The 18,687-nt window shown below is 48.3% G+C and carries 21 protein-coding genes, 1 tRNA gene and 1 pseudogene; 14 read left to right on the forward strand and 9 right to left on the reverse strand.

Annotated elements, in window-relative coordinates:
* Positions 1-37 precede the first annotated feature (37 nt).
* From QQ055_RS07920 to QQ055_RS07945, 6 genes are all read left to right on the forward strand, one after another.
* Positions 38-295, forward strand: a complete 258-nt coding sequence (locus tag QQ055_RS07920; RefSeq protein ID WP_069969021.1) for a SemiSWEET family sugar transporter — start codon at positions 38-40, stop codon at positions 293-295.
* A gap of 227 nt (positions 296-522) precedes the next feature.
* Positions 523-2,145 (forward strand): B12-binding domain-containing radical SAM protein, encoded by a 1,623-nt coding sequence (locus QQ055_RS07925; RefSeq protein WP_284474833.1) that lies wholly within the window; start codon positions 523-525, stop codon positions 2,143-2,145.
* Positions 2,146-2,247: 102 nt separating this feature from the next.
* Positions 2,248-2,673, forward strand: coding sequence for a hypothetical protein (locus tag QQ055_RS07930; protein ID WP_284474834.1), 426 nt, complete (start codon positions 2,248-2,250; stop codon positions 2,671-2,673).
* Between the two features lie 228 nt (positions 2,674-2,901).
* Positions 2,902-3,912 (forward strand): glycosyltransferase, encoded by a 1,011-nt coding sequence (locus QQ055_RS07935; RefSeq protein ID WP_286004526.1) that lies wholly within the window; start codon positions 2,902-2,904, stop codon positions 3,910-3,912.
* On the forward strand, positions 3,887-4,123 hold the full coding sequence (locus tag QQ055_RS07940) for an HAD family hydrolase (protein WP_286004527.1): 237 nt from the start codon (positions 3,887-3,889) through the stop codon (positions 4,121-4,123). Before QQ055_RS07935 ends, QQ055_RS07940 begins: the two co-directional genes overlap by 26 nt.
* 13 nt (positions 4,124-4,136) lie before the next feature.
* Entirely contained in the window at positions 4,137-4,325 is a 189-nt protein-coding gene (locus QQ055_RS07945) for a CPXCG motif-containing cysteine-rich protein (protein ID WP_284474835.1), read from the forward strand.
* A 94-nt stretch (positions 4,326-4,419) separates the two neighbouring features.
* Here the strand turns inward: QQ055_RS07945 and QQ055_RS07950 are convergent, their stop codons facing one another.
* Positions 4,420-4,602 (reverse strand): Sec-independent protein translocase subunit TatA/TatB, encoded by a 183-nt coding sequence (locus QQ055_RS07950; RefSeq protein WP_283362314.1) that lies wholly within the window; start codon positions 4,600-4,602, stop codon positions 4,420-4,422.
* A gap of 153 nt (positions 4,603-4,755) precedes the next feature.
* Here QQ055_RS07950 and QQ055_RS07955 point away from each other — a divergent pair, with 153 nt between their 5' ends.
* Entirely contained in the window at positions 4,756-5,583 is an 828-nt protein-coding gene (locus QQ055_RS07955; protein WP_286004534.1) for a TlyA family RNA methyltransferase, read from the forward strand.
* Between the two features lie 159 nt (positions 5,584-5,742).
* Positions 5,743-6,495, forward strand: a complete 753-nt coding sequence (locus QQ055_RS07960) for a hypothetical protein (protein ID WP_284474837.1) — start codon at positions 5,743-5,745, stop codon at positions 6,493-6,495.
* Here the strand turns inward: QQ055_RS07960 and QQ055_RS07965 are convergent.
* A complete protein-coding gene (locus QQ055_RS07965) occupies positions 6,492-7,886 on the reverse strand; it encodes a GTP-binding protein (protein WP_284474838.1) in 1,395 nt (464 codons plus the stop codon). The two genes, QQ055_RS07960 and QQ055_RS07965, sit on opposite strands and share 4 nt — an antisense overlap.
* 526 nt (positions 7,887-8,412) lie before the next feature.
* Here QQ055_RS07965 and QQ055_RS07970 point away from each other — a divergent pair.
* From QQ055_RS07970 to QQ055_RS07980, 3 genes are all read left to right on the forward strand, one after another.
* Positions 8,413-8,745, forward strand: coding sequence for an S-layer homology domain-containing protein (locus tag QQ055_RS07970; protein ID WP_069969029.1), 333 nt, complete (start codon positions 8,413-8,415; stop codon positions 8,743-8,745).
* A 4-nt stretch (positions 8,746-8,749) separates the two neighbouring features.
* Positions 8,750-9,310, forward strand: coding sequence for a GNAT family N-acetyltransferase (locus tag QQ055_RS07975; RefSeq protein ID WP_284474839.1), 561 nt, complete (start codon positions 8,750-8,752; stop codon positions 9,308-9,310).
* Positions 9,311-9,392: 82 nt separating this feature from the next.
* Positions 9,393-10,127 carry an alpha/beta hydrolase-fold protein gene (locus tag QQ055_RS07980; protein WP_284474840.1) on the forward strand — a complete coding sequence of 245 codons (735 nt, stop codon included), beginning with the start codon at positions 9,393-9,395 and terminating at the stop codon, positions 10,125-10,127.
* Here QQ055_RS07980 and QQ055_RS07985 read toward each other — a convergent pair.
* Positions 10,124-11,037: pseudogene (locus QQ055_RS07985) on the reverse strand (phosphatidate cytidylyltransferase). The gene QQ055_RS07980 and the pseudogene QQ055_RS07985 sit on opposite strands and share 4 nt — an antisense overlap.
* A gap of 218 nt (positions 11,038-11,255) precedes the next feature.
* The gene (gene cbiT / locus QQ055_RS07990; RefSeq protein WP_284474842.1) at positions 11,256-11,849 is read right to left on the reverse strand and encodes a precorrin-6Y C5,15-methyltransferase subunit CbiT; all 594 of its coding nucleotides are present in this window, start codon (positions 11,847-11,849) and stop codon (positions 11,256-11,258) included.
* Positions 11,850-12,005: 156 nt separating this feature from the next.
* On the opposite strand from cbiT, the gene QQ055_RS07995 reads away from it, so the two are divergent.
* Positions 12,006-12,848: an Rpn family recombination-promoting nuclease/putative transposase gene (locus QQ055_RS07995; RefSeq protein WP_284474843.1), complete on the forward strand. Its 843-nt coding sequence runs from the start codon at positions 12,006-12,008 to the stop codon at positions 12,846-12,848.
* A gap of 4 nt (positions 12,849-12,852) precedes the next feature.
* On the opposite strand, the gene QQ055_RS08000 is transcribed toward QQ055_RS07995, so the two are convergent.
* A complete protein-coding gene (locus tag QQ055_RS08000; protein WP_284474844.1) occupies positions 12,853-14,346 on the reverse strand; it encodes an aminotransferase class I/II-fold pyridoxal phosphate-dependent enzyme in 1,494 nt (497 codons plus the stop codon).
* 242 nt (positions 14,347-14,588) lie between these two features.
* Here QQ055_RS08000 and QQ055_RS08005 point away from each other — a divergent pair, with 242 nt between their 5' ends.
* Together QQ055_RS08005 and ychF are read left to right on the forward strand one after the other, a co-directional pair.
* Positions 14,589-14,804 (forward strand): hypothetical protein, encoded by a 216-nt coding sequence (locus tag QQ055_RS08005; protein WP_283362323.1) that lies wholly within the window; start codon positions 14,589-14,591, stop codon positions 14,802-14,804.
* 132 nt (positions 14,805-14,936) lie between these two features.
* Positions 14,937-16,028, forward strand: coding sequence for a redox-regulated ATPase YchF (ychF, locus tag QQ055_RS08010; RefSeq protein ID WP_284474845.1), 1,092 nt, complete (start codon positions 14,937-14,939; stop codon positions 16,026-16,028).
* Positions 16,029-16,132: 104 nt separating this feature from the next.
* On the opposite strand, the gene QQ055_RS08015 is transcribed toward ychF, so the two are convergent.
* The 4 genes from QQ055_RS08015 to nrdR all read right to left on the reverse strand — a co-directional run bounded on the left by QQ055_RS08015 (position 16,133) and on the right by nrdR (position 18,682).
* A complete protein-coding gene (locus QQ055_RS08015) occupies positions 16,133-17,392 on the reverse strand; it encodes a glutamate-5-semialdehyde dehydrogenase (protein ID WP_069969039.1) in 1,260 nt (419 codons plus the stop codon).
* Positions 17,389-17,805, reverse strand: a complete 417-nt coding sequence (locus tag QQ055_RS08020) for a hypothetical protein (RefSeq protein WP_069969040.1) — start codon at positions 17,803-17,805, stop codon at positions 17,389-17,391. Before QQ055_RS08020 ends, QQ055_RS08015 begins: the two co-directional genes overlap by 4 nt.
* 247 nt (positions 17,806-18,052) lie before the next feature.
* Positions 18,053-18,124 (reverse strand) — tRNA-Gly (locus tag QQ055_RS08025).
* Between the two features lie 24 nt (positions 18,125-18,148).
* Positions 18,149-18,682: a transcriptional regulator NrdR gene (nrdR, locus tag QQ055_RS08030; RefSeq protein WP_283362327.1), complete on the reverse strand. Its 534-nt coding sequence runs from the start codon at positions 18,680-18,682 to the stop codon at positions 18,149-18,151.
* Positions 18,683-18,687: the final 5 nt, after the last annotated feature.

Genomic DNA, 18,687 nt, shown 5'->3' on the forward strand with positions numbered 1-18,687 from the left:
GTTAACCTGAAAAGGGCTTTCAATATTGGGGACTTACATGGATGCTGGCATTACTATTTTAGGATTGACTGCGGGGGCGCTAACCACGCTTGCGTTTCTCCCGCAGATGTTAAAGACCTATCGCTCTAAATCAGCCAAAGATGTTTCTTCGCTAATGCTGATTACATTTTGTACGGGCGTGTTTCTTTGGTTGGTCTATGGTTACTTCCGAAAAGATGTTGCGGTGATGCTTGCTAATAGCATTACTTTAGTTCTAAATTTGGGCATCTTTTATCTGAAGTTTAGATACAAATAGCCCTATTTCTCTCTAATTTTTTGATGGTTCAATGGGTAAAAGATAGAGGGCAAAAATGCCGATTTGACAAAGTGCCTCATTTTTTGTAGAATTACAGTTATGGGTGGAAGGTGTGACTGCCTGTAAGGTCTTCCGTAAGAAAAGTCATTCTACCCAGAAAATCTTCCCATCCTCAACCCCTTACCCAGGCTCCAGAATCAAGATTTGTCTCTCCCTTTATATCAGTTGTGAACCTTTCTGCCTTTTCAGACGAACGCCTTCTTTTTACCCCTGCAACGCCTAGCTGCGATCCAATTTCAACCATCTTTGCCTTTCCCAACGAGTATAGCGTCGGCATTACCAGTCTAGGCTATCAGGTGGTTTGGGCAACCCTTGCCATGCGATCCGATCTGCAAGTCAGCCGCCTGTTTACCGACCTGCACGAACCCTTACCCTCAGAACCTGAACTTGTCGGTTTTTCTGTATCCTGGGAACTCGACTACATTCATATTTTCCAGCTTTTAGAGTTTTTAAAAATTCCCCGACGCAGCCAACAGCGCCAAGACCAGCATCCCCTGGTGTTTGGAGGAGGACCGGTTTTAACCGCCAACCCCGAACCCTTCGCCGACTTTTTCGACCTAATTTTACTAGGGGATGGGGAAGACTTACTCGCCAACTTAATTGACGCCTATCAAACCGTTCGTCATAGCGATCGCCAAACCCAATTACGGCACCTCGCACAAGTACCGGGCATTTACGTTCCTAGCCTGTATGTGGTGAGTTATGAATCGCCAGCAGGTGCGATCGCAAGTATCGAACCTCTAGATCAATCTATCCCGGCTGAAGTTGAAAAACAAACCTATCGGGGAAATATCTTATCCGCTTCCACCGTTGTCACCCCTAAAGCAGCTTGGGAAAACATCTTTATGGTGGAAGTGGTTCGCAGTTGTCCAGAAATGTGTCGCTTTTGTTTAGCAAGCTATCTGACCTTACCCTTTCGCACCGCCAGCTTAGAAGGTTCTCTAATTCCTGCCATTGAACGCGGTTTAAGCGTCACTAACCGTATCGGCTTGTTAGGGGCTTCCGTCACGCAACATCCCGAATTTGAAACGTTACTCGACTATCTCAGCCAACCCCAACATCAAGAAGTCCGCCTCAGCGTCGCCTCCGTTCGCACCAATACCGTAACGCCAAAATTAGCCGCAACTTTATCCAGCCGAGATACCCATTCTATTACAGTTGCAGTCGAAAGTGGTTCAGAACGCCTGCGGCAGATTATCAATAAGAAATTAGCACAAGCCGATATTATCCAAGCCGCCATTAATGCCAAAGTAGGCGGTTTAAAGGGCATCAAACTTTACGGGATGGTGGGTATTCCGGGAGAAGAAATGGAAGACTTAGAACAAACCGTTCTGATGATGCGCGATTTAAAGAAAGCAGCACCCGGTTTGCGCCTTACGTTAGGATGCAGCACCTTTGTCCCAAAATCTCACACGCCCTTTCAGTGGTTTGGTGTCAATCCCCAAGCGGAAAAACGCTTAAAATTTCTCCAGAAAGAGTTAGGCAAACTGAAGATTGAATTTCGCCCGGAAAGTTATAACTGGTCGGTGATTCAAGCCTTAATTTCTCGCGGCGATCGCCGTTTGTCTCATCTGTTAGAATTAACCCGTCATTATGGAGAAACCCTCGGCAGTTATCGCCGCGCCTACAAAGAACTCGCCGGGACACTCCCAGAGTTAGACTACTTTGTCCATGCTAACTGGGACGAACAACAAATTCTTCCTTGGGAACATTTAAAAGGCCCCCTGCCAATTGCTACTCTACAAAAGCATTTAGCGTCTGCAACCGCTCAGTTTAGCGCCGTTCTTTAAGAAAATTCAACGCGCCTGTAAATAAACCATAAAGACTCTGGACGTTCTCTCCGGTGCAGGCTAGATTCGAGCAATGATGCTGCTAAGTTATGTTGAACTCCCATGAAATCAACCTTAATTAAAACAAGCCATTGGTTACTCAAAGGGATAAGCCTGTGCGTGCTAGCCATGAGTGTCGCTGATGCTGGCATTGCTTCTCCGGTTGTCCAAGCCGAACCCCTGGTTATTGCTCAATCGCGGAACTATTGTTTGCAACATGAAAGCTTATTTGTAGTTGCAGAAACGCGCGATTACTGGGTCAATATTTGTGGTGGCGATAACCCAGGACATTACGTAGGAGTCAACAAGCGCAATGGCGATAGCATTCGGGTTCGTCTGTATGACTATGACCGCCAAGGAAACTATTTTGAAGCGATTAATGGGGATGTCAGTTATTTGCTGATTCGCGGAACCACAAAAGGCGACTTTTTGACCGTTACTCAAGGTAGTCGCGAACTTCTCAGACAGCCGATTTTAAGGTGGCAATAGCGGTTGGATTCGCATTAGCATAACCCAACGAGAATGCTAATACAGTCGAATTTCAATAGCGTTCTACCTAACCTAAAAAAGATTTGTCAATCCATAACCGGAAGTTAGGCTAAACCTAGCTTCCGGTTTTAACTGCGGAATTCTCAATTTTTAAGTCAAGGTTTCCAGATAGGAAGATGCGTCGCTCCAGTTTACAATCAAGCTTATAGTTTATTGAGTCTTAACGCTATGGGACGGGGAGACTTTCAGCGCCACCGCCAATATCTGATGAATCCCGATATTCGGAAACCGCTAGATGAGATTTATGCAGACTTGGATGCTTTTACCCAAGAAATCTTTGAAACCGATACCGAACGCTTTTCCACCATTAGCTTTTATAACCTGTTACCCCCTCTTTTTTATGAAGAGCGTTTTATTAAGGGGATTTATTTTAGCGAGTCTGTAGACCTCCTCAACAAAGTTTTTCCTCAACTCGCACCCGTTTTCTTTTCCTTTGCCTATTCCATGTGGTGTTCTTACCCTTGGTCTACTACGGCAGATGCGTATTGCAAACTTTATGATAATCCTAGCCGAGAAGCATGGTTTCAAAAAACCTATCCCGATCGAGCCAAGAAGATTCTAATTCCCTTAATGGATTCTGATTTTACCCATGAATATTTAATTTCGCCGCGCAATATCGCCCAAAAGCAAATCGATGTCATTTGCGTCGCCCGGTTATCGGAGGAAAAGAACTTACCGATTGTGGCTCATGCTTTAAAGATTTATCGCCAAAAGTATCCCCATCATCCCATTCGCCTGCGATTAATGGTTTGTCGGCCATTCGATCTAAAAAGTCCCCAAACTTTAGAACCCCATAGCCTTAGAGAATGGCAAAAAATTGAAGCCATTTTAGGCAATCCTTTTGATTATCTTGAGGTGATTCCTCAAGTCGATTATTATGCTGAGATGCCGGTGTATTATTCTCACGCTAAACTATGCATCATGACTTCGCTGCTAGAAGGGAAGAATCGCAGTATTTTAGAAGCCATGAGTTGCAATATTCCGGTGGTTTGCTTCCAGGAATATAATCAATACGCGCGAGGTGATGCTCCTATTTTTCCAGAAGGGGCTGGACTTTGTGCCACCTTCCATCCAGAATCTTTAGCCGATACGATTTATCAGGTTTTACAAAACCTCGGCGAATTTCAACCCCCGGCGACGTTTTTCTCGAACATTGGGGGCGAAAAAACTTTCTTTTAATCGCTGTCTCGATAGCTTTCCTTACTATCGCGAGAATGTACCTGATTATATTCCCGGTCAAGCTTATAATAATCTTTGGCTAGATTTAGCCTTGCAACAAAATTATCAGGTGAGTTTGCATGATTTTCTCTATGGGCGATCGCAATTCTCGCACCTGTACGGACTTCAGCAAATCAAGACCGTTCTAGAACGCTGGATCAAGCTCGCATAAACTCTCTAAAACGATGCAAACTACGGCTGAATATTATTGTGCGTATTGTGGGGAACCGAATACCACTTTTATCGATATCAGTGGCGGCGGACAGCAATCTTATATTGAAGATTGTCAAGTGTGCTGTCGTCCCAATGTTTTGTATATCCGCATTGATGAAGAAAGTTTAGATGTGGAGATTGATACGGAGTATGTGGAGTAAGTCGCCATCGAGCTATCGCAATATCCAATTTTGAACCTTGCGATAGACCCGCGCCCAAGCATTTTAGTTAAAGGCTGGCGACTGCCAATAGATGCTATTCTCGATCGGGGTTTTCTGGCGTATTCTCGTCTTCTAAGGTGGGTTTATTCATTTCTTCTTTAAAGCCTCGTAGGGTTTTACCGATCGCGCTTCCCATTTCGGGGATTTTCTTTGGACCAAAGATGAGTAAAGCAACCACGGTAATTACGCCAACTTCAAGGGGACCAAGACCAAACATATCAACCTCCTGCAAACTGCTCTTTTACACTATAGACAAGGGGAACCGATGCGATCGCGCCTTTGTCTAATTTCCTGCCCAACTCAATTCACCTCAGACTCGCTGCAAGGCAGTGGTAAAATGAGCGGCATCTGGATTCTACTGCAAGCGATTTTGGCAAAACAACGACTCGATACATTATTGGTGGAACGGGCTTTGTGCGACTCTCGACAGATGGCGCAACGCTTGATCCGTGCTGGGGAAGTGAAGGTGAATCAGCAGGTGGTGGATAAGCCGGGAACCGAGGTGGATGCTAGCGCGGAAATTCAGCTAAAAGCGCGATCGCGTTTTGTATCGAGAGGGGGTGAAAAACTGGCTAAGGCGCTGGCGATTTTTGCAATAGACGTTAGCGATCGCATTTGTTTAGATGGCGGGATCTCCACCGGCGGCTTTACCGATTGTTTATTGCAAGCAGGGGCTAAATTAGTTTACGGCGTCGATGTCGGTTACGGTCAAGTTGATTGGGGTTTGCGAAACGATCCGCGCGTGATTCTCAAAGAAAGAACTAACCTGCGCTATTTGCAACCCGAAGAACTGTATGGCGACGCTGAACTTCCCAATTTCGGTGTTGTTGATGTTTCTTTTATCTCTTTAACAAAAATTTTACCCGCGTTAAAAAATTTATTACAATCGCCCAAAGAGTTAGTTTTGCTGGTTAAACCCCAATTTGAAGTCGGGCGATCGCGCGTGGGAAAAAAAGGCGTTGTTCGCGATCCCCAAGCGCGGGCAGAAGCCATTTTTCAGGTTTTACAGGCCAGCTTATCATTAGGATGGCAATATGGCGGTTTAACCCATTCCCCCATTGCCGGACCAGCGGGTAATATTGAATACCTATTATGGCTCAGTCTTCAACATGCTCAGAGCGTTCCAACGCTTCAAGATATCGAACGCTACGTCCAACAGGTGAAGATTGACGCGCCCTCAAAATCGGAAGGGTTGTAAAAAATATCACGCAATTGTGTTAATTTTTCAGTCAATTTCTAGCACAAAAAGAATAAAACGGCAAGAGAGCGCCTCCCCATCTCAGCCAATTTTCAGGAGTTTAAATGGTATCATTACCTGCATTGCCTTGCTGGTGTCGCTTCCGTTCGCTCCTTTTCCATGAATAATTCTAAAAACCTCCTCCGCAGCCTTCTTTACCTAGGCATTATCTTTGCAGTAATTGCCCTAGTCATTATGCTCAAACGCCTGCTAATTTTTGTCAGCGATGAGTATATCTATCCCATTCCCCTATTAGGAGATTTGCTGCGAGGGATTGAAATTGTTGAGCTTTCTAATATTATTCTCTTTGCCGTTTTAGGATTAGGATTTGGCATGGCCTGCGGTGTCTTACCCCGCCATTTAGGACGCAAAGTTAGCCTGTTCTTGCTGATTCCCATTGTGCCTATCTTATTTAATATTACCGGCTTAGTCCGCTACCGAGAATGGTTAAGAGAAGTGGGCGCTCAAGAAAGCTTGCTACCCGCAGAAGTGCAAAGCATTACCAATGACTTTTTGCATAGCCGGGTAGGTAAAAAAGGGTATCTCGGCTTTTACCTGTTTACCGCCCAATACCCCGTTATCCCCACCAACCAGCAGCAAATGGAGGAAATGCAGAATGTAGATAATCGCGTCAAAGCCCGATTTAACCGTATGGTGGGTTCGCAAGCCTGGATCGTCAATTTTATCTTTGCAGCCCAAGGATGGATTCTGCGGCTATTTTATTTTGCAATTGCTGCCATTGCGACCATCTTTCACTTTCAAGAAGGCGTCAAAGAGTCGGAAAAATTCAGTCGCAAGCGCCCTAAAGCCCAACCCCCATCCCCGCAAGCGAGAGTCAAAAAACCCTTACCTCAAGATAGCGAGATTTCCTAGGCGCGATCGCCCTTTACCCCCGCCGTTAACTCTTGGCGCAGACGATAGAGAATTGTATTAGGTTCTACCTGATTGAGAATATCTTGAATCACTGTATTCGCCCCCAAGGGCCCCCAAGTGCATCCCTGTTCGAGGTAGACTTGAGCCACCCTCCCCACCTTATACGCCCCATATCCGGCTAATGTCGCTTGGGCGATCGCCGTTCCCGCATAAGCCGTCACGCTTAACGCCCCCTCTCCAGCAGCCCCCACAGCAGCGGCGGTACTTTTCCCCAACCCCATCAATAGGCTACTGCCCAACTCGCCCAGCAGCAAGCCCCCAGAACTGAGTAAAATCGTCTTCCAGAGTTTCCCCGCCTCATAATTAGTCATCGGCAGATCGTATAATTGCCCCAACGCCCGAATCAGCGCCAAATCTGCCCCCGCACCCCCCACTAGGTCTAAAATCGCAATGGGATTTGCGGCCACTGCGATCGCCTTATAGCGGGCGAACTTCCAGATTAAAGCCTCCGCTTCGCGATCGCGCAACTCCAACGTCTTGCGGGCAATATTGACGCTTGCTTCCCGCGCCTGTACCATCGCATTCAACGCCAACAAACTGCGCCCCTCGCGGTTGAGTAACTCCAGAAGCTTGTGCTTCAGTTCGTCTACCTGCGGCTTCGGCGTCTCCCACTCATAGGTCACTCGTCCATCGGGCCATTCCAAGCGCATCTGGCGGGGAATGGGATCGGCGGCTACCCGAACAATTTCATTCGGCGTGAGTAGCTTGCTTTGCGCTTCCGTTGCGCCCAATTGTTGCAGCTTGCGATAAATTGCCTCAATATCCTGTTCCGGGTACAAGTCTGTTTTATTAAAGACCAAAATCAGCGGTTTCTGGGCTTGTTCCAACTCCAGCAGCGCTTGATATTCCGTCCGGGTAATATCCCCCGCCACAATAAATAGAATTAAATCGGACTGACGCGCCACCGATCGCGCCATTTGCGCCCGCGCTTGTCCTTGAATCTCATCTAACCCCGGCGTGTCAATTAACTCAACCTGCACCTTGCCATTATTCTGAGGCGTCCACCGTACCGAACGCGGCCATTGTGTCACCCCATTTAAGGGCCCAGTTTGCAAGACCTTTTCGCCCATTAAAGCATTGAGAACTGCCGATTTCCCGCGACTGACTAAACCAAACGCCGCGATCCGAATTACCCCTTGGTCGAGTTTATCTAAGCTGGACTTTAAGACCTCAACTTCCGGCTTTAAAGCCGCTTGCAGGCTTGGGTTCAGGGCAATTTGCCGATGGCGGTTGAGTTGTCCATACTGCGCGATCGCCTGTTTCAGACTCGCACGGGCGCTTTTGAGGTGAGATTCTTGGAGATTCGGTTGAGGGGAAGGTGGGTTGCTCAAGGTGGAATTGCACAGAAAAACGGGCTATATCCATTCTCTCTTAGCGTTTAATGACTCAAATGGCAAGAGGAGTGCGGATTTTTCGACTTCTCATGCGAATGAGGGGCGGTTGGGCAAACCTGGGCGATCGATTCGAGCTTTTGCGATCGCCTGCTACAAATTCATAAAAAATTAAGTTTCCGGCTTGGAATTGTCTATCTTAAAGCAGATTTTCAGCATTTGATTTGCAGCGACACTATAAGAGATTTGCAAATCACAGTCAAAATCTATAAAAGCGACCAGAGTTTAAAATACCATTAACCTCTCAAATCAAGAGGATGGGTTATGTCTGGATCGGTGACAGCAGGCTTTTACTCCTAAAGTTGTTAGCAGTAAAAGCCTGCTCTTCTAATGAATCAGCTTCAAATCGTCGATTGTCACCCCCTATTTAGGTGACTCAAAGCATTACTTCTGTGATTGAGTATTCAACCTTTGAGTCAAGCGGTCGCGCTATGCTAGAGAAAATCGCCAATTGAGCATTTTTTCTATGCTTCAACTTCTCCGAAAAATCTCCTGGAGTTTGGTTATCCTTGCGATCGCGTATCCTTCTGACGCCTCATTCGCTCAAGTCCAACCCGTCCCCAGCGTTAGCGGTTGCCTAACTGGATATCCCGATGGCAGCTTTCGGGGCAACCAACCCGTGACGCGCTACGAGTTTGCAGCCGCCTTAAATGCCTGTTTAGATGGAGTCAACCAGCAGTTAGAAGGTATTAGTCAAGATGCTCCAACTGCTGAAGAAATTGCTAATTTCAGGCGCTTGTTAGAACAAAACCGCCAGGAACTCGACAGCCTTAATCAGCGGTTGGATAGACTCAACTAAAGTTATGGAAATTGTCGATCTCTTGCCCGATGCTAGCGATCGCATTCACCAAGCTGCGGCTTTGTTAGTTGAGGGTTTTCGGGAACATCATCCCCAAGCTTGGCCAACCTTAGACAGCGCTTTAACAGAAGTCCAAGACTCCTTAAGCGATTCGCGGATTAGTCGAGTGGCGATCGCGCCTGCTGGCTTCGTCTTAGGATGGATTGGGGGAATTCCCAGTTACGGCGGTCATGTTTGGGAATTACATCCCCTGGTGGTGCATCCTGCCTATCAAAGTCAAGGCATTGGTCGGGCTTTAGTGGCAGATTTAGAGCAGCAAGTCAGTCAGCGAGGGGGGTTAACCTTATGGGTGGGAACCGATGACGAAAATGCCCAAACCTCCCTTTCAGGTGTATCGCTTTATCCCAACCCCCTAGAAAAACTCGCCCAGATTCAAAACCTGCATCGCCATCCCTATGCGTTTTATCAAAAATGTGGGTTTACCTTAATCGGCGCAATGCCCGATGCTAACGGTCGCGGCAAACCCGATCTTTTTCTTGCAAAATCAATAGAGACATATCTTTAGGGGTTCTAGCAGGCAAAATGGTATAACAGAAGACGTTGGCTTCAGCAGTACGATCGCCGCTCTTTTTCTGGGTAATCGCTCAATGGCTTATGCTCGTCGGTACTTTCGCTTCAGGTCAAAAATTTGGCCTGAAGAACTAGAGGTATTGCATTTTGGTACTTCTGGTTATCCTTTACTTTTATTTCCTAGCAGTTGCGGGCGTTTTTTTGAGCCAGAGGATCGCGGTTTAATTGCCAGTTTGCGTTGGTACCTCGATAGCAGTTACGTTCAAATCTTTTGCTTAGATACGCGAGATTGGGAAACATTTTTTGCGTCTAATCTAACGCTTCAAGAACGGCGCGATCGCTGGTTATTACTCGAACGCCATTGGGTGAAAGAATTTATCCCCTATGCCTGCGATGAAGCTCAAAATGATTTTCTAGTAGTTGCTGGCTGCGCCCTTGGTGCCACCCATGCGTTAAATTTAGCGCTGCGGCATCCTACCCGGGTTCGTCGCTGTTTAGCGATGGGCGGCATTTACGATATCGCCCATAGTTCTGCGGTCTTTAACGAGTTTTCCTCAGCCGAAAAAGAGCAAGAACTCTATTTTATGAATCCAATGGCTTATATGGCGAATATGAGTCGCGATCGCTGGGTAGATTTAGGGGGATTGAATACCGATATTAAACTCCTCACAGCCCATGAAGATGGCGGGTTAAGCGAACATTTGCAACTCTCAGAACTTTTGCACCGCAACCGCATCCCCCATCAGTTAGAAGTGTGGAATGGCGGTCATGATTGGCATACTTGGGCCGCTCAATTGTCAGCCTTTGCTTAAAATCGAGTAAATAATGGCAAGACTAGGGTAACGAAATAATAAACTAACGGTGCGGTAAAGACATAGCTATCGGCGCGATCGAGAATTCCTCCATGTCCGGGAATGAGTTGTCCGGAATCTTTAACGCCCGCGTCTCGCTTCATCATTGATTCGGTGAGATCGCCCAATAAGCTAGCAATGCCAATCATTAATCCAAAGGCAAATCCCGTCAACAGACCATGCGGCCAATCTAAATACCGCGCCCCCACCAGCGCGATCGCAATACTCCCTACCACGCCAAATAATGCCCCTTCTACCGTCTTCTTCGGGCTAATATGGGTCAGGCGCGTCCGTCCAAACATCCGACCAAACGTATAAGCACCAATATCCGCCGCCCAGATGCACAGGAAGGTTAAGAGCGTTACGGTTAACCCTAGGGGTAAAGCTTGCCAGTTCGTCCAATCCTCCGGCCAATAAGCGTCTAAGGGGAGGTTGCTGGTAGCTTGGGCTTCTAGCGATCGCAATCTCACCCAATAACTGGGCAGATAGCCGCAATAAAATAAGCCCAAAATGGAAGAGGCGATATCGGCGATCGTCGCGAGTTTAGGCTGAAACAGTAAATAAAAGCAAATAAAGGTGGCGGCGACGGGTAAAACGGCATCCGCTAGGGGTGAGGAGAACGTACAGATGATTAATAAAATTAAGCTGACTGCAATGGTGGTTTTGGCTGCTGGTGCAATCCCTTTTGCTCTCACCAGTGAAAATATTCTAATTGACCCAGATAGACGATTGCCCCAAAACATAAGGTAAAGTACCATCCGCCTAGGATCGTCATGGGTAACGCAATGGCGATCGCCACTAGACCGCTGAGGATGCGCGACCACGGGAGGGAGAAGCTAGGGCGAGAAGAGAACTCGGATGGTGAGGACATTATCGGGTTAAGAAAGTTAAGAAACGATTTCGCTTACTTTAACGACTTTAAGCGCTCATTCGTTTTTTGTCATTCGCTCGATAGGTCGGCGCAAAGTTCGGACGCCTTTTAATGGGACCTCTCTTCCCAGCGCGATCGCTACCGTTCTATCTTGATTATGAAGCGCCAAACCCCTGGCTGCACAGATTGGCGATCTTGAAAGGAAAGGGGCGGTCTTCCTAATCTAGCTTTTCGCCGCTTAAGATAAAAATCGGGTTGACGGCGGCAAAGGTTTGATAAATCCCGCGCTTCTCTAAACGGTTAATGGAAGACTGAACCACCTCAATGTTGCGGAGTTGCAGTTCTGCGAACCCTTCGGAAATCGCATACAAGTTTTCTAGGCTGCTAGCAGTGGCGACAATTCGACCTTGGGGCGTTAAGTGTTGCCAAACGACTTTTAAGATATCTTTAATCGGTCTACCCCCCTCAATACAAACCCGCTGGGGACGGTGGGGTAAATCCTGCAAGCATTCTGGGGCGCTTCCTTCAATCACTTCCACATTAGAAACCTCAAAGCGATCGCAGTTTCGCCGAATCAGCGCCGCCACATCCTCATCCCGTTCTACAGCAATAATTTTACCTTGCGGACAGAGCAAGCCCGTTTCTACAGGAATTGTCCCCGTTCCTGCCCCAATATCCCATACCACCGAATCCGGTTGCAGTCGCAAAGCCGAAATCATCAATAAGCGAACTTCTCGCTTGCTCAGAGGAATACCCGGAAGTCTTTCAAACCAATCATCTGGAATTCCCGGAGTGACATAAGGCCAGCGCATAAGCGTTCCGGTAAAAACAACTGAATCTCACCTGTGCAAAGCGAATACCGCGCTTCACGTTCGCCAAGATTGTGTTTATCCTACCAAACCTTACCAGTCGCCTCATCTACCTGCGCTGAGGAGTAGGATAAATTCAACGATTCGAGAGTTCTGGCTATGCGACGAGATTCCATCTTTTATCAACTGTTCCAACAATCGCCGGAACTGTTATTTGAGCTACTGGAAAATCCGCCCGTCAATGCTGAGAACTATCGCTTTGATTCAGTTGCGGTAAAAGAACCCAAGTTTGAAATTGATGGAGTATTTCTCCCACCCGAAGCGGAAACGCCAGGAGTTGTTTTTTTCTGTGAAGTCCAGTTTCAAAAGGATGAACAACTGTATGAACGATTGTTTGGAGAGTCGTTTCTCTATTTTTACCGCAATCGCGATCGCTTTGAAGACTGGCAGGCTGTCGTCGTTTATCCATCGCGGATCGTCGAGCAAAGTCAAACCTTACCCTATGAAGATTTACTCAATGGCGATCGCGTTCATCGCGTTTACCTAGATGAACTGGGCGAAATGGCTCAATTACCGTTAGGGGTTGCTTTAATGGTCTTAACTACGCTTCGAGAAGATCGAGCCGCACTAGAAGCGCGAAATTTGTTAGCGCGATCGCAACAGGAGCTACCTCCACCCGCAAATCGTGCCATCCTAGAGATGATAACAACGATTATGACGTATAAATTTGCCAATCTCAGTCGGCAAGAGGTTGAAGCCATGTTAGGAATTACCTTGCAACAAACGCGGGTCTATCAGGAGGCCAAAGCGGAGGGACGCGAAGAGGGAGAGCGATCGCTCATTCTCCGCCAACTGACTCGGCGCGTAGGGGAAGTCCCCGAACCTCTCAGAAAACAAATTGATACGCTGGCGATCGCGCAATTAGAATCGCTAGGAGAGGCGCTGCTAGATTTTGCCAATCTCTCTGACTTAGAAAACTGGCTAGCTGCAAGGGAAACGTAAGTTTTCAACCCTTAACCACTTTAATGGTTTTTAAGGTGGGGTCGCTGCACCCGGTCAGGCTTCCCCCTAAGTTGAGAACTTGCTGTAAATAATCTAGAGTCGCTAAGTTAATTTCCTCACCGGGCATTAAAGCCGGAATTCCGGGAGGGTAAGGACAAATCATTTCCGCACAAATCCGCTCATCTGCCCGTTCAATCGGAACGCGTTCTGTGGCAGCAAAGAAAGCTTGCCGAGGGGATAATGAAGGATAAAGGCGAAAGGAGGAAGGATGAATAAACAGAAATTCTTCTTTCCACCTGCTGAAAACCGTCTGTTCTTGAGAAGGAAGGCTTAACGATTTCCGAGTTTGGACTAACTGACGAAAAGCGTCAACCATTGTCTCGATATCAGTCAGCGTATTCCCTAAGCTGATAATAAAAGTAAGGTGTTGGGCTGAAGGTAACTCCGCAGTGACGCCAAACTGCTGGCGTAAAATTTCATCCGCTTCATAGCCACTGATCCCTAAGTTACCGAGATTCACGCTGATTCGGGTTGGGTCTAAAGCCAAAAAACCGGGTGTATGAGAGGCTTGCAAAACAGATAAATCCGGAATTTGAGCAATTTGCGCGTAACCGTGTTTGGCGAGTTCTAGGGTTTTGCTCATTAAGGCTTCGCCGTGGAGAGCCATTTGTTGGCGCGTCGCATCTAGAGAAGCCAGTAACAGATAGCTAGGGCTAGTCGATTGGAGGAGGCGCAAGGCCTGGGAAATGCGATCGCAATCGATGCGCTGCCCTTGTAGGTGGAGCATGGACGCTTGAGTCATCGCCCCTAATACCTTATGCGCCGATTGTACGGCTAAATCTGCACCGCTGGCCAGGGCAGAGGGGGGGAGGTCTGGGTGAAAAGCGAAATGGGGGCCGTGTGCTTCGTCTACAAGTAGGGGAATTCCGTGTTGATGGCAAATTTGGGCGATCGCCCCCACATCCCCGCACGCGCCATAATAGGTGGGATAGACGAGCATCACCGCTTTGGCATCGGGGTGGACTTGCAGAGCATTGGCGATCGCATTCGGTGTAATACTGTGGGCTAAATCGAGATTGGGGTCATATTCCGGCGTCACAAAAATGGGAATCGCTCCCGATAGAATCAAACCCGCGATCGCGCTTTGATGTACGTTGCGCGGCAAGATCATCTTATCGCCCTCGCCACAAGTCGCTAAAATCGCCGCCATCACTCCACAGGTTGAGCCATTCACCAAAAACCAAGTGCGTTCTGCACCAAAGGCTTCTGCGGCTAAATTTTGTGCGTCTGCGATCGCCCCGCAAGGCGCAAATAAGTTATCGAGTTCGGGTAACTCCGGCAAATCCGCACGAAATACCTGTTCTCCTAGGACATCTCGCAGTTGTGGCGAAACCCCGACCCCGCGCTTATGTCCAGGTGCATAAAACGCGGCGTCAGGTTTGTTAGCCAATTCTTGGAGAGCTGTTAATAAAGGGGTTGTTGCTTGAGGCGTTTGCATCGTTAGCTACATCGGGTAGACTGCCACTCTGAAGAAGAAAAGGGAGTTAGGCATTGGGAATTGAAAATTGGGAGTTCACAGACGAGAGGAAGAAGAAGGGTTGGATCTTTTCATCAACGCTACTCAGCAGCGAGCGACTCCGTGCAATAGCATTCCGCACTCACCAAACCCTATTTTGACAGATGTCAGAGACGCGTTTTCTTTTTACTCTAGGGGAAGTTGGCTCTTAGAGAACGAATATTATGATTAATCCTATTCCTCAACCCGATACCCCCGCTCCTCCGGTTCCCGAACCCATACCCGATCCCGTTCCGAGTCCAGTTCCCTCGCCTGTACCCGAACCCATTCCCAATCCCGTACCCGAACCCGTTCCTGCACCTATTCCCCAACCCGTTCCCGCGCCAGTTCCTCAACCGATTCCTGGCCCTGCGCCCCAACCCGTTCCGCAACCCCAGTAAAATAAGCTTGATAGCTATAGCTCTAAAGACGGGGACAGTACCTTGCTGAAGCGATCGCCCCTAGAGGGTTTTCTCTCAGCACTTTGCTATAGCTTCAATTGCGAACTTAATTTTACTGCCCACGAATCTAAAATGCTCAGAGCTGGAATTGTTGGACTACCAAACGTTGGTAAATCAACGCTATTTAATGCCTTGGTGGCGAATGCAAAGGCACAAGCTGCAAATTTTCCGTTTTGCACGATTGAACCGAATGTGGGAGTTGTGGCGGTTCCAGACGAACGCCTGGAAGTTTTGGCCAAAATTTCTAATTCTGAGCAAATTATCCCCACTCGGATTGAGTTTGTGGATATTGCAGGTCTGGTGAAGGGTGCCAGTCAAGGGGAAGGTTTAGGAAATCAGTTTTTGGCCAATATTCGCGAAGTGGATGCGATTGTCCATGTGGTGCGCTGTTTTGAGGATGATGACATTATTCATGTGTCGGGTTCTGTCGATCCGGTTCGCGATATTGAAGTGATTAATCTGGAATTGGCATTGGCGGATTTGTCCCAGGTGGAACGCCGGATCGAGCGCGCGCGCAAGCAGGCGCGGGGAAACAAAGAGGCTCAGGTTGAAGTGGAGGCTTTGGAGAAGTTGCTGGCGGCTCTCAATCAAGGTCAGTCGGCGCGGAATGTCGATCTGACGGAGGAAGAAGCCGAGTCGGTGCGCTCTTTGGGTCTATTAACGGCTAAACCAGTCATTTATGCCACGAATGTCACTGAAGACGATTTGGCGGCGGGAAATGCTTGGGTGGAACAAGTCCGCGAGGTGGCCGTTCAAGAACAGGCTCAGGTAGTGGTGGTTTCGGCTCAGGTGGAGTCGGAGTTGGTGGAATTGTCGGACGCAGAACGAGCCGATTTTCTCTCGGCGTTGGGGGTAGAAGAAGGGGGATTGCGATCGCTCATTCGCGCCACCTATGATCTGTTGGGTCTGCGAACCTACCTAACGACGGGACCCAAGGAAACTCGCGCTTGGACGATTACAGCCGGGATGAAAGCTCCCCAAGCGGCGGGCGTGATTCACTCGGATTTTGAGCGCGGTTTTATTCGAGCCGAGACGGTTGCTTATCAAGATTTAGTCACCGCCGGTTCTATGGGCGCGGCTAAGGAAAAAGGGTGGGTGAGAAGCGAAGGAAAGGAGTATATCGTCCAAGAGGGCGATGTGTTGCTCTTCCGCACTAACGTCTAAAAATCAGGGTGAAGAAGGGGGACTTTGATTCCCTTTCTTCTTCGATTCTCCCACGGGTCTGAGTAGCCCTGTTCTTGCCAGGGCGTCTCTAGCGCCTTCTAGACCTAACGATTGCCCTGAATGATGTGTTTTGTCGTCGTTAGGCTTTCTAGCCCAATTAAACCGCGACGGAAGCCCCTCTGGTTAGACATTCCTAGGAAGATTGCGCTTCCGCGTTGGGGATGGCGGTAGAAGCGAGGGCTGTTGTTGATGAAGGCGGCGGCGCTATTAATTCCCAGCGCGAACTGGCGGCTTTCTTGATAGGATTCGGTTACTAGACAGTTGGCATGACCGCTGCTGTAGCGATTCATCCAGGCGATCGCAAACTCTAAGTTTTCGACGCTCTTAAATGTCACCACTTTGCGTAAATAGGCCTGACTCCACTCGCTAGGATTCGCCAGCGTTAGTTCTGGAAACTCGGCAACTAAAGCCGGATCTCCCCGCAATTCAAAGCCTTTTTCTTTCAAGCCGTTGAGCAGCGTGACTAGGGCGGTATAGCTTTGATCGTGGTGAATCAAGACTTTTTCAATGGCGTTGACAGGATCGGGTTCGCTTTGATGGGAATCAATAATCATCCACCGCGCCAAATCCAAGCTACCCGAAAGCCCCCAATACAGATAACAATTGCCCATTGCTGACTTTAATACGGGGGCGGTTGCCTGTTTGACGACTTGTTCGACGAGGCTAGGGCGACCGTAGGGAATAATCAGGTTAATGTATTGATCGAGCTTTACGATGTCGCGAATGGATGCACCCGGATCGGCGGGTAGTAATTCGATGCTACTAGGCGGCAAACCCGATTCTTCGATGGCTCGCTGAAGTACCTGAGCAATAATGGTATTGGAATTAATCGCTTCGCTGCCTCCTCGCAAAATCAAGCTATTGGCTGTTTTTAGGCATAAGCCTGCTGCAATGACGCCGAGTTCGGGAAAGGCTTCGTAAATTAAGGCGATTGTTCCCAAGGGCATTCTCTGGCAGTAGGTTTGACAATACTCTACTTGATAGGGAGTGCTGAGGGCTTCTTGGATTGGATCGGGCAGTTCGGCGAGTCGATGGAGAATTTGGACTGCCGTTTGCAGGCGTTCGGGCGTCAGTTTCAGCCATTCCAAAATTAAATCGGGAACGGCCATTTCGCGAGAGGCTTCGAGATCGAGAGTATTGGCTTCGAGAATGTTATCGATGGCTTTTTCTAAGGCCGCTGCCATCGCTTTGAGGGTTTGATTGCGATGCACTCCCTTAGCGTTTGCTAACTCTAAGGAAGCCTGGTAAGCGCGGCTAACGGCTGCCGTCGCGGTCGGTGAAGGAACAGTGGAGTCAGTTGTCATCTAGAACGTCTGTAAGCCAGCCATTGCATGAGTGCCAGCAGTAGGACAACTAACAGCGGCACCATAACCCAGAGAATAATATCAAAGCCTGACGGAGAAACGAGAAATACTAAAGAAAGCCACACAACGGGCAGTACGAGGATGGTAAATAGGGCAACGGACAGGTAATGTTCTCGGAGTCCGGAGTGTGCTTTGATCCACTGATGACCTGTCCAGCACCATGCTTTTTTATAGGGATAGTTGGTTGAGAGTTGTTCGATAACGTGACCGTTTTCTTCAACCACGAAGATTTGCTGGCATTTATTGCAGCCGAATGCTTCGGTCAAGGTAATCGGTGTAATCCGACCCCGGCGACCGCAAGGGCAAGGATAGTCAGCGTTGAGGTCTATTTTTTGAGCTTTCTGGGATGGCACAAGCAGCAGTCGAACTAACTAATATAAATTTATAACCACCTGAAGCAGAAGGGGATTTGAGGTTTCCCCGCAGATACTCTTTAAGCGTACAAGTTTGAGCGGCTACTGCCAACCAAACGTTTACTCCTCTACTAAGAGTGGATGGGCAAATTTTAGCATTGCTGGCCGGGGGAAGCAGGGGATTTATTGAGGATCTCCGCCCGTTAATTCAGCTTTATCCCTTTGGGTAGAGTTTGAGGATTTTGAAAGCGGGTAACGCGATTCGAACGCGCGACATTCACCTTGGCAAGGTGACGCTCTACCACTGAGCTATACCCGCAAAACTTATTGCTTATCTATACTCTCAAAAAGACCGGAGCTTGTCAACCCCCTCTAGCTCGAAAGAAAAACAATCTCGGCTCAGGGTTTGTTGCGATCGCGACCGGGTGTTTTCTTGCAAGCGATCGAGCGTTTCAATAAAATCGCGGATGCCTTGAAACTGGCGATAAACCGAAGCAAAACGGACGTAAGCCACTTCGCTCAACGGTTGCAGCCGCAGCAACACCATTTCACCAATATCGCTACTGCTGACTTCGGGAGTGGCTTGTTGTTGAAGTTCTGCTTCAATTTCATCAACAAAGGCTTCTAGGCGTCCCAAGGGTATCCCCGTTTTCTCGCAAGCTCTCACGACACCGCGCAACAGCTTGGAGCGGTCAAAGGATTCTCGCTGTCCATCCCGCTTGATCACCGTGATGGAGACGTATTCGATCCGTTCGTAAGTGGTAAAGCGACGCTTGCAGTTTAAGCATTCGCGCCGCCGCCTAACACTCTGACCAGCTTCTGCTGCTCGCGATTCTAGAACTCGACTATCTGTATGCTGGCAGAATGGACACCGCATGATCG

It is taken from the genome of Geitlerinema calcuttense NRMC-F 0142 (genome assembly GCF_030285425.1).

Excerpts from the sequence above, each read along its gene's own strand:
- QQ055_RS07920 (WP_069969021.1), top strand. The coding sequence starts at position 38 with ATGGATGCTGGCATTACTATTTTAGGATTGACTGCGGGGGCGCTAACC.
- QQ055_RS07930 (WP_284474834.1), top strand. The coding sequence starts at position 2,248 with ATGAAATCAACCTTAATTAAAACAAGCCATTGGTTACTCAAAGGGATA.
- QQ055_RS07935 (WP_286004526.1), top strand. The coding sequence starts at position 2,902 with ATGGGACGGGGAGACTTTCAGCGCCACCGCCAATATCTGATGAATCCC.
- QQ055_RS07945 (WP_284474835.1), top strand. The coding sequence starts at position 4,137 with ATGCAAACTACGGCTGAATATTATTGTGCGTATTGTGGGGAACCGAAT.
- QQ055_RS07950 (WP_283362314.1), bottom strand. The coding sequence starts at position 4,602 with ATGTTTGGTCTTGGTCCCCTTGAAGTTGGCGTAATTACCGTGGTTGCT.
- QQ055_RS07960 (WP_284474837.1), top strand. The coding sequence starts at position 5,743 with ATGAATAATTCTAAAAACCTCCTCCGCAGCCTTCTTTACCTAGGCATT.
- QQ055_RS07970 (WP_069969029.1), top strand. The coding sequence starts at position 8,413 with ATGCTTCAACTTCTCCGAAAAATCTCCTGGAGTTTGGTTATCCTTGCG.
- QQ055_RS07975 (WP_284474839.1), top strand. The coding sequence starts at position 8,750 with ATGGAAATTGTCGATCTCTTGCCCGATGCTAGCGATCGCATTCACCAA.
- QQ055_RS07980 (WP_284474840.1), top strand. The coding sequence starts at position 9,393 with ATGGCTTATGCTCGTCGGTACTTTCGCTTCAGGTCAAAAATTTGGCCT.
- cbiT (WP_284474842.1), bottom strand. The coding sequence starts at position 11,849 with ATGCGCTGGCCTTATGTCACTCCGGGAATTCCAGATGATTGGTTTGAA.
- QQ055_RS07995 (WP_284474843.1), top strand. The coding sequence starts at position 12,006 with ATGCGACGAGATTCCATCTTTTATCAACTGTTCCAACAATCGCCGGAA.
- QQ055_RS08000 (WP_284474844.1), bottom strand. The coding sequence starts at position 14,346 with ATGCAAACGCCTCAAGCAACAACCCCTTTATTAACAGCTCTCCAAGAA.
- QQ055_RS08005 (WP_283362323.1), top strand. The coding sequence starts at position 14,589 with ATGATTAATCCTATTCCTCAACCCGATACCCCCGCTCCTCCGGTTCCC.
- ychF (WP_284474845.1), top strand. The coding sequence starts at position 14,937 with ATGCTCAGAGCTGGAATTGTTGGACTACCAAACGTTGGTAAATCAACG.
- QQ055_RS08015 (WP_069969039.1), bottom strand. The coding sequence starts at position 17,392 with ATGACAACTGACTCCACTGTTCCTTCACCGACCGCGACGGCAGCCGTT.
- nrdR (WP_283362327.1), bottom strand. The coding sequence starts at position 18,682 with ATGCGGTGTCCATTCTGCCAGCATACAGATAGTCGAGTTCTAGAATCG.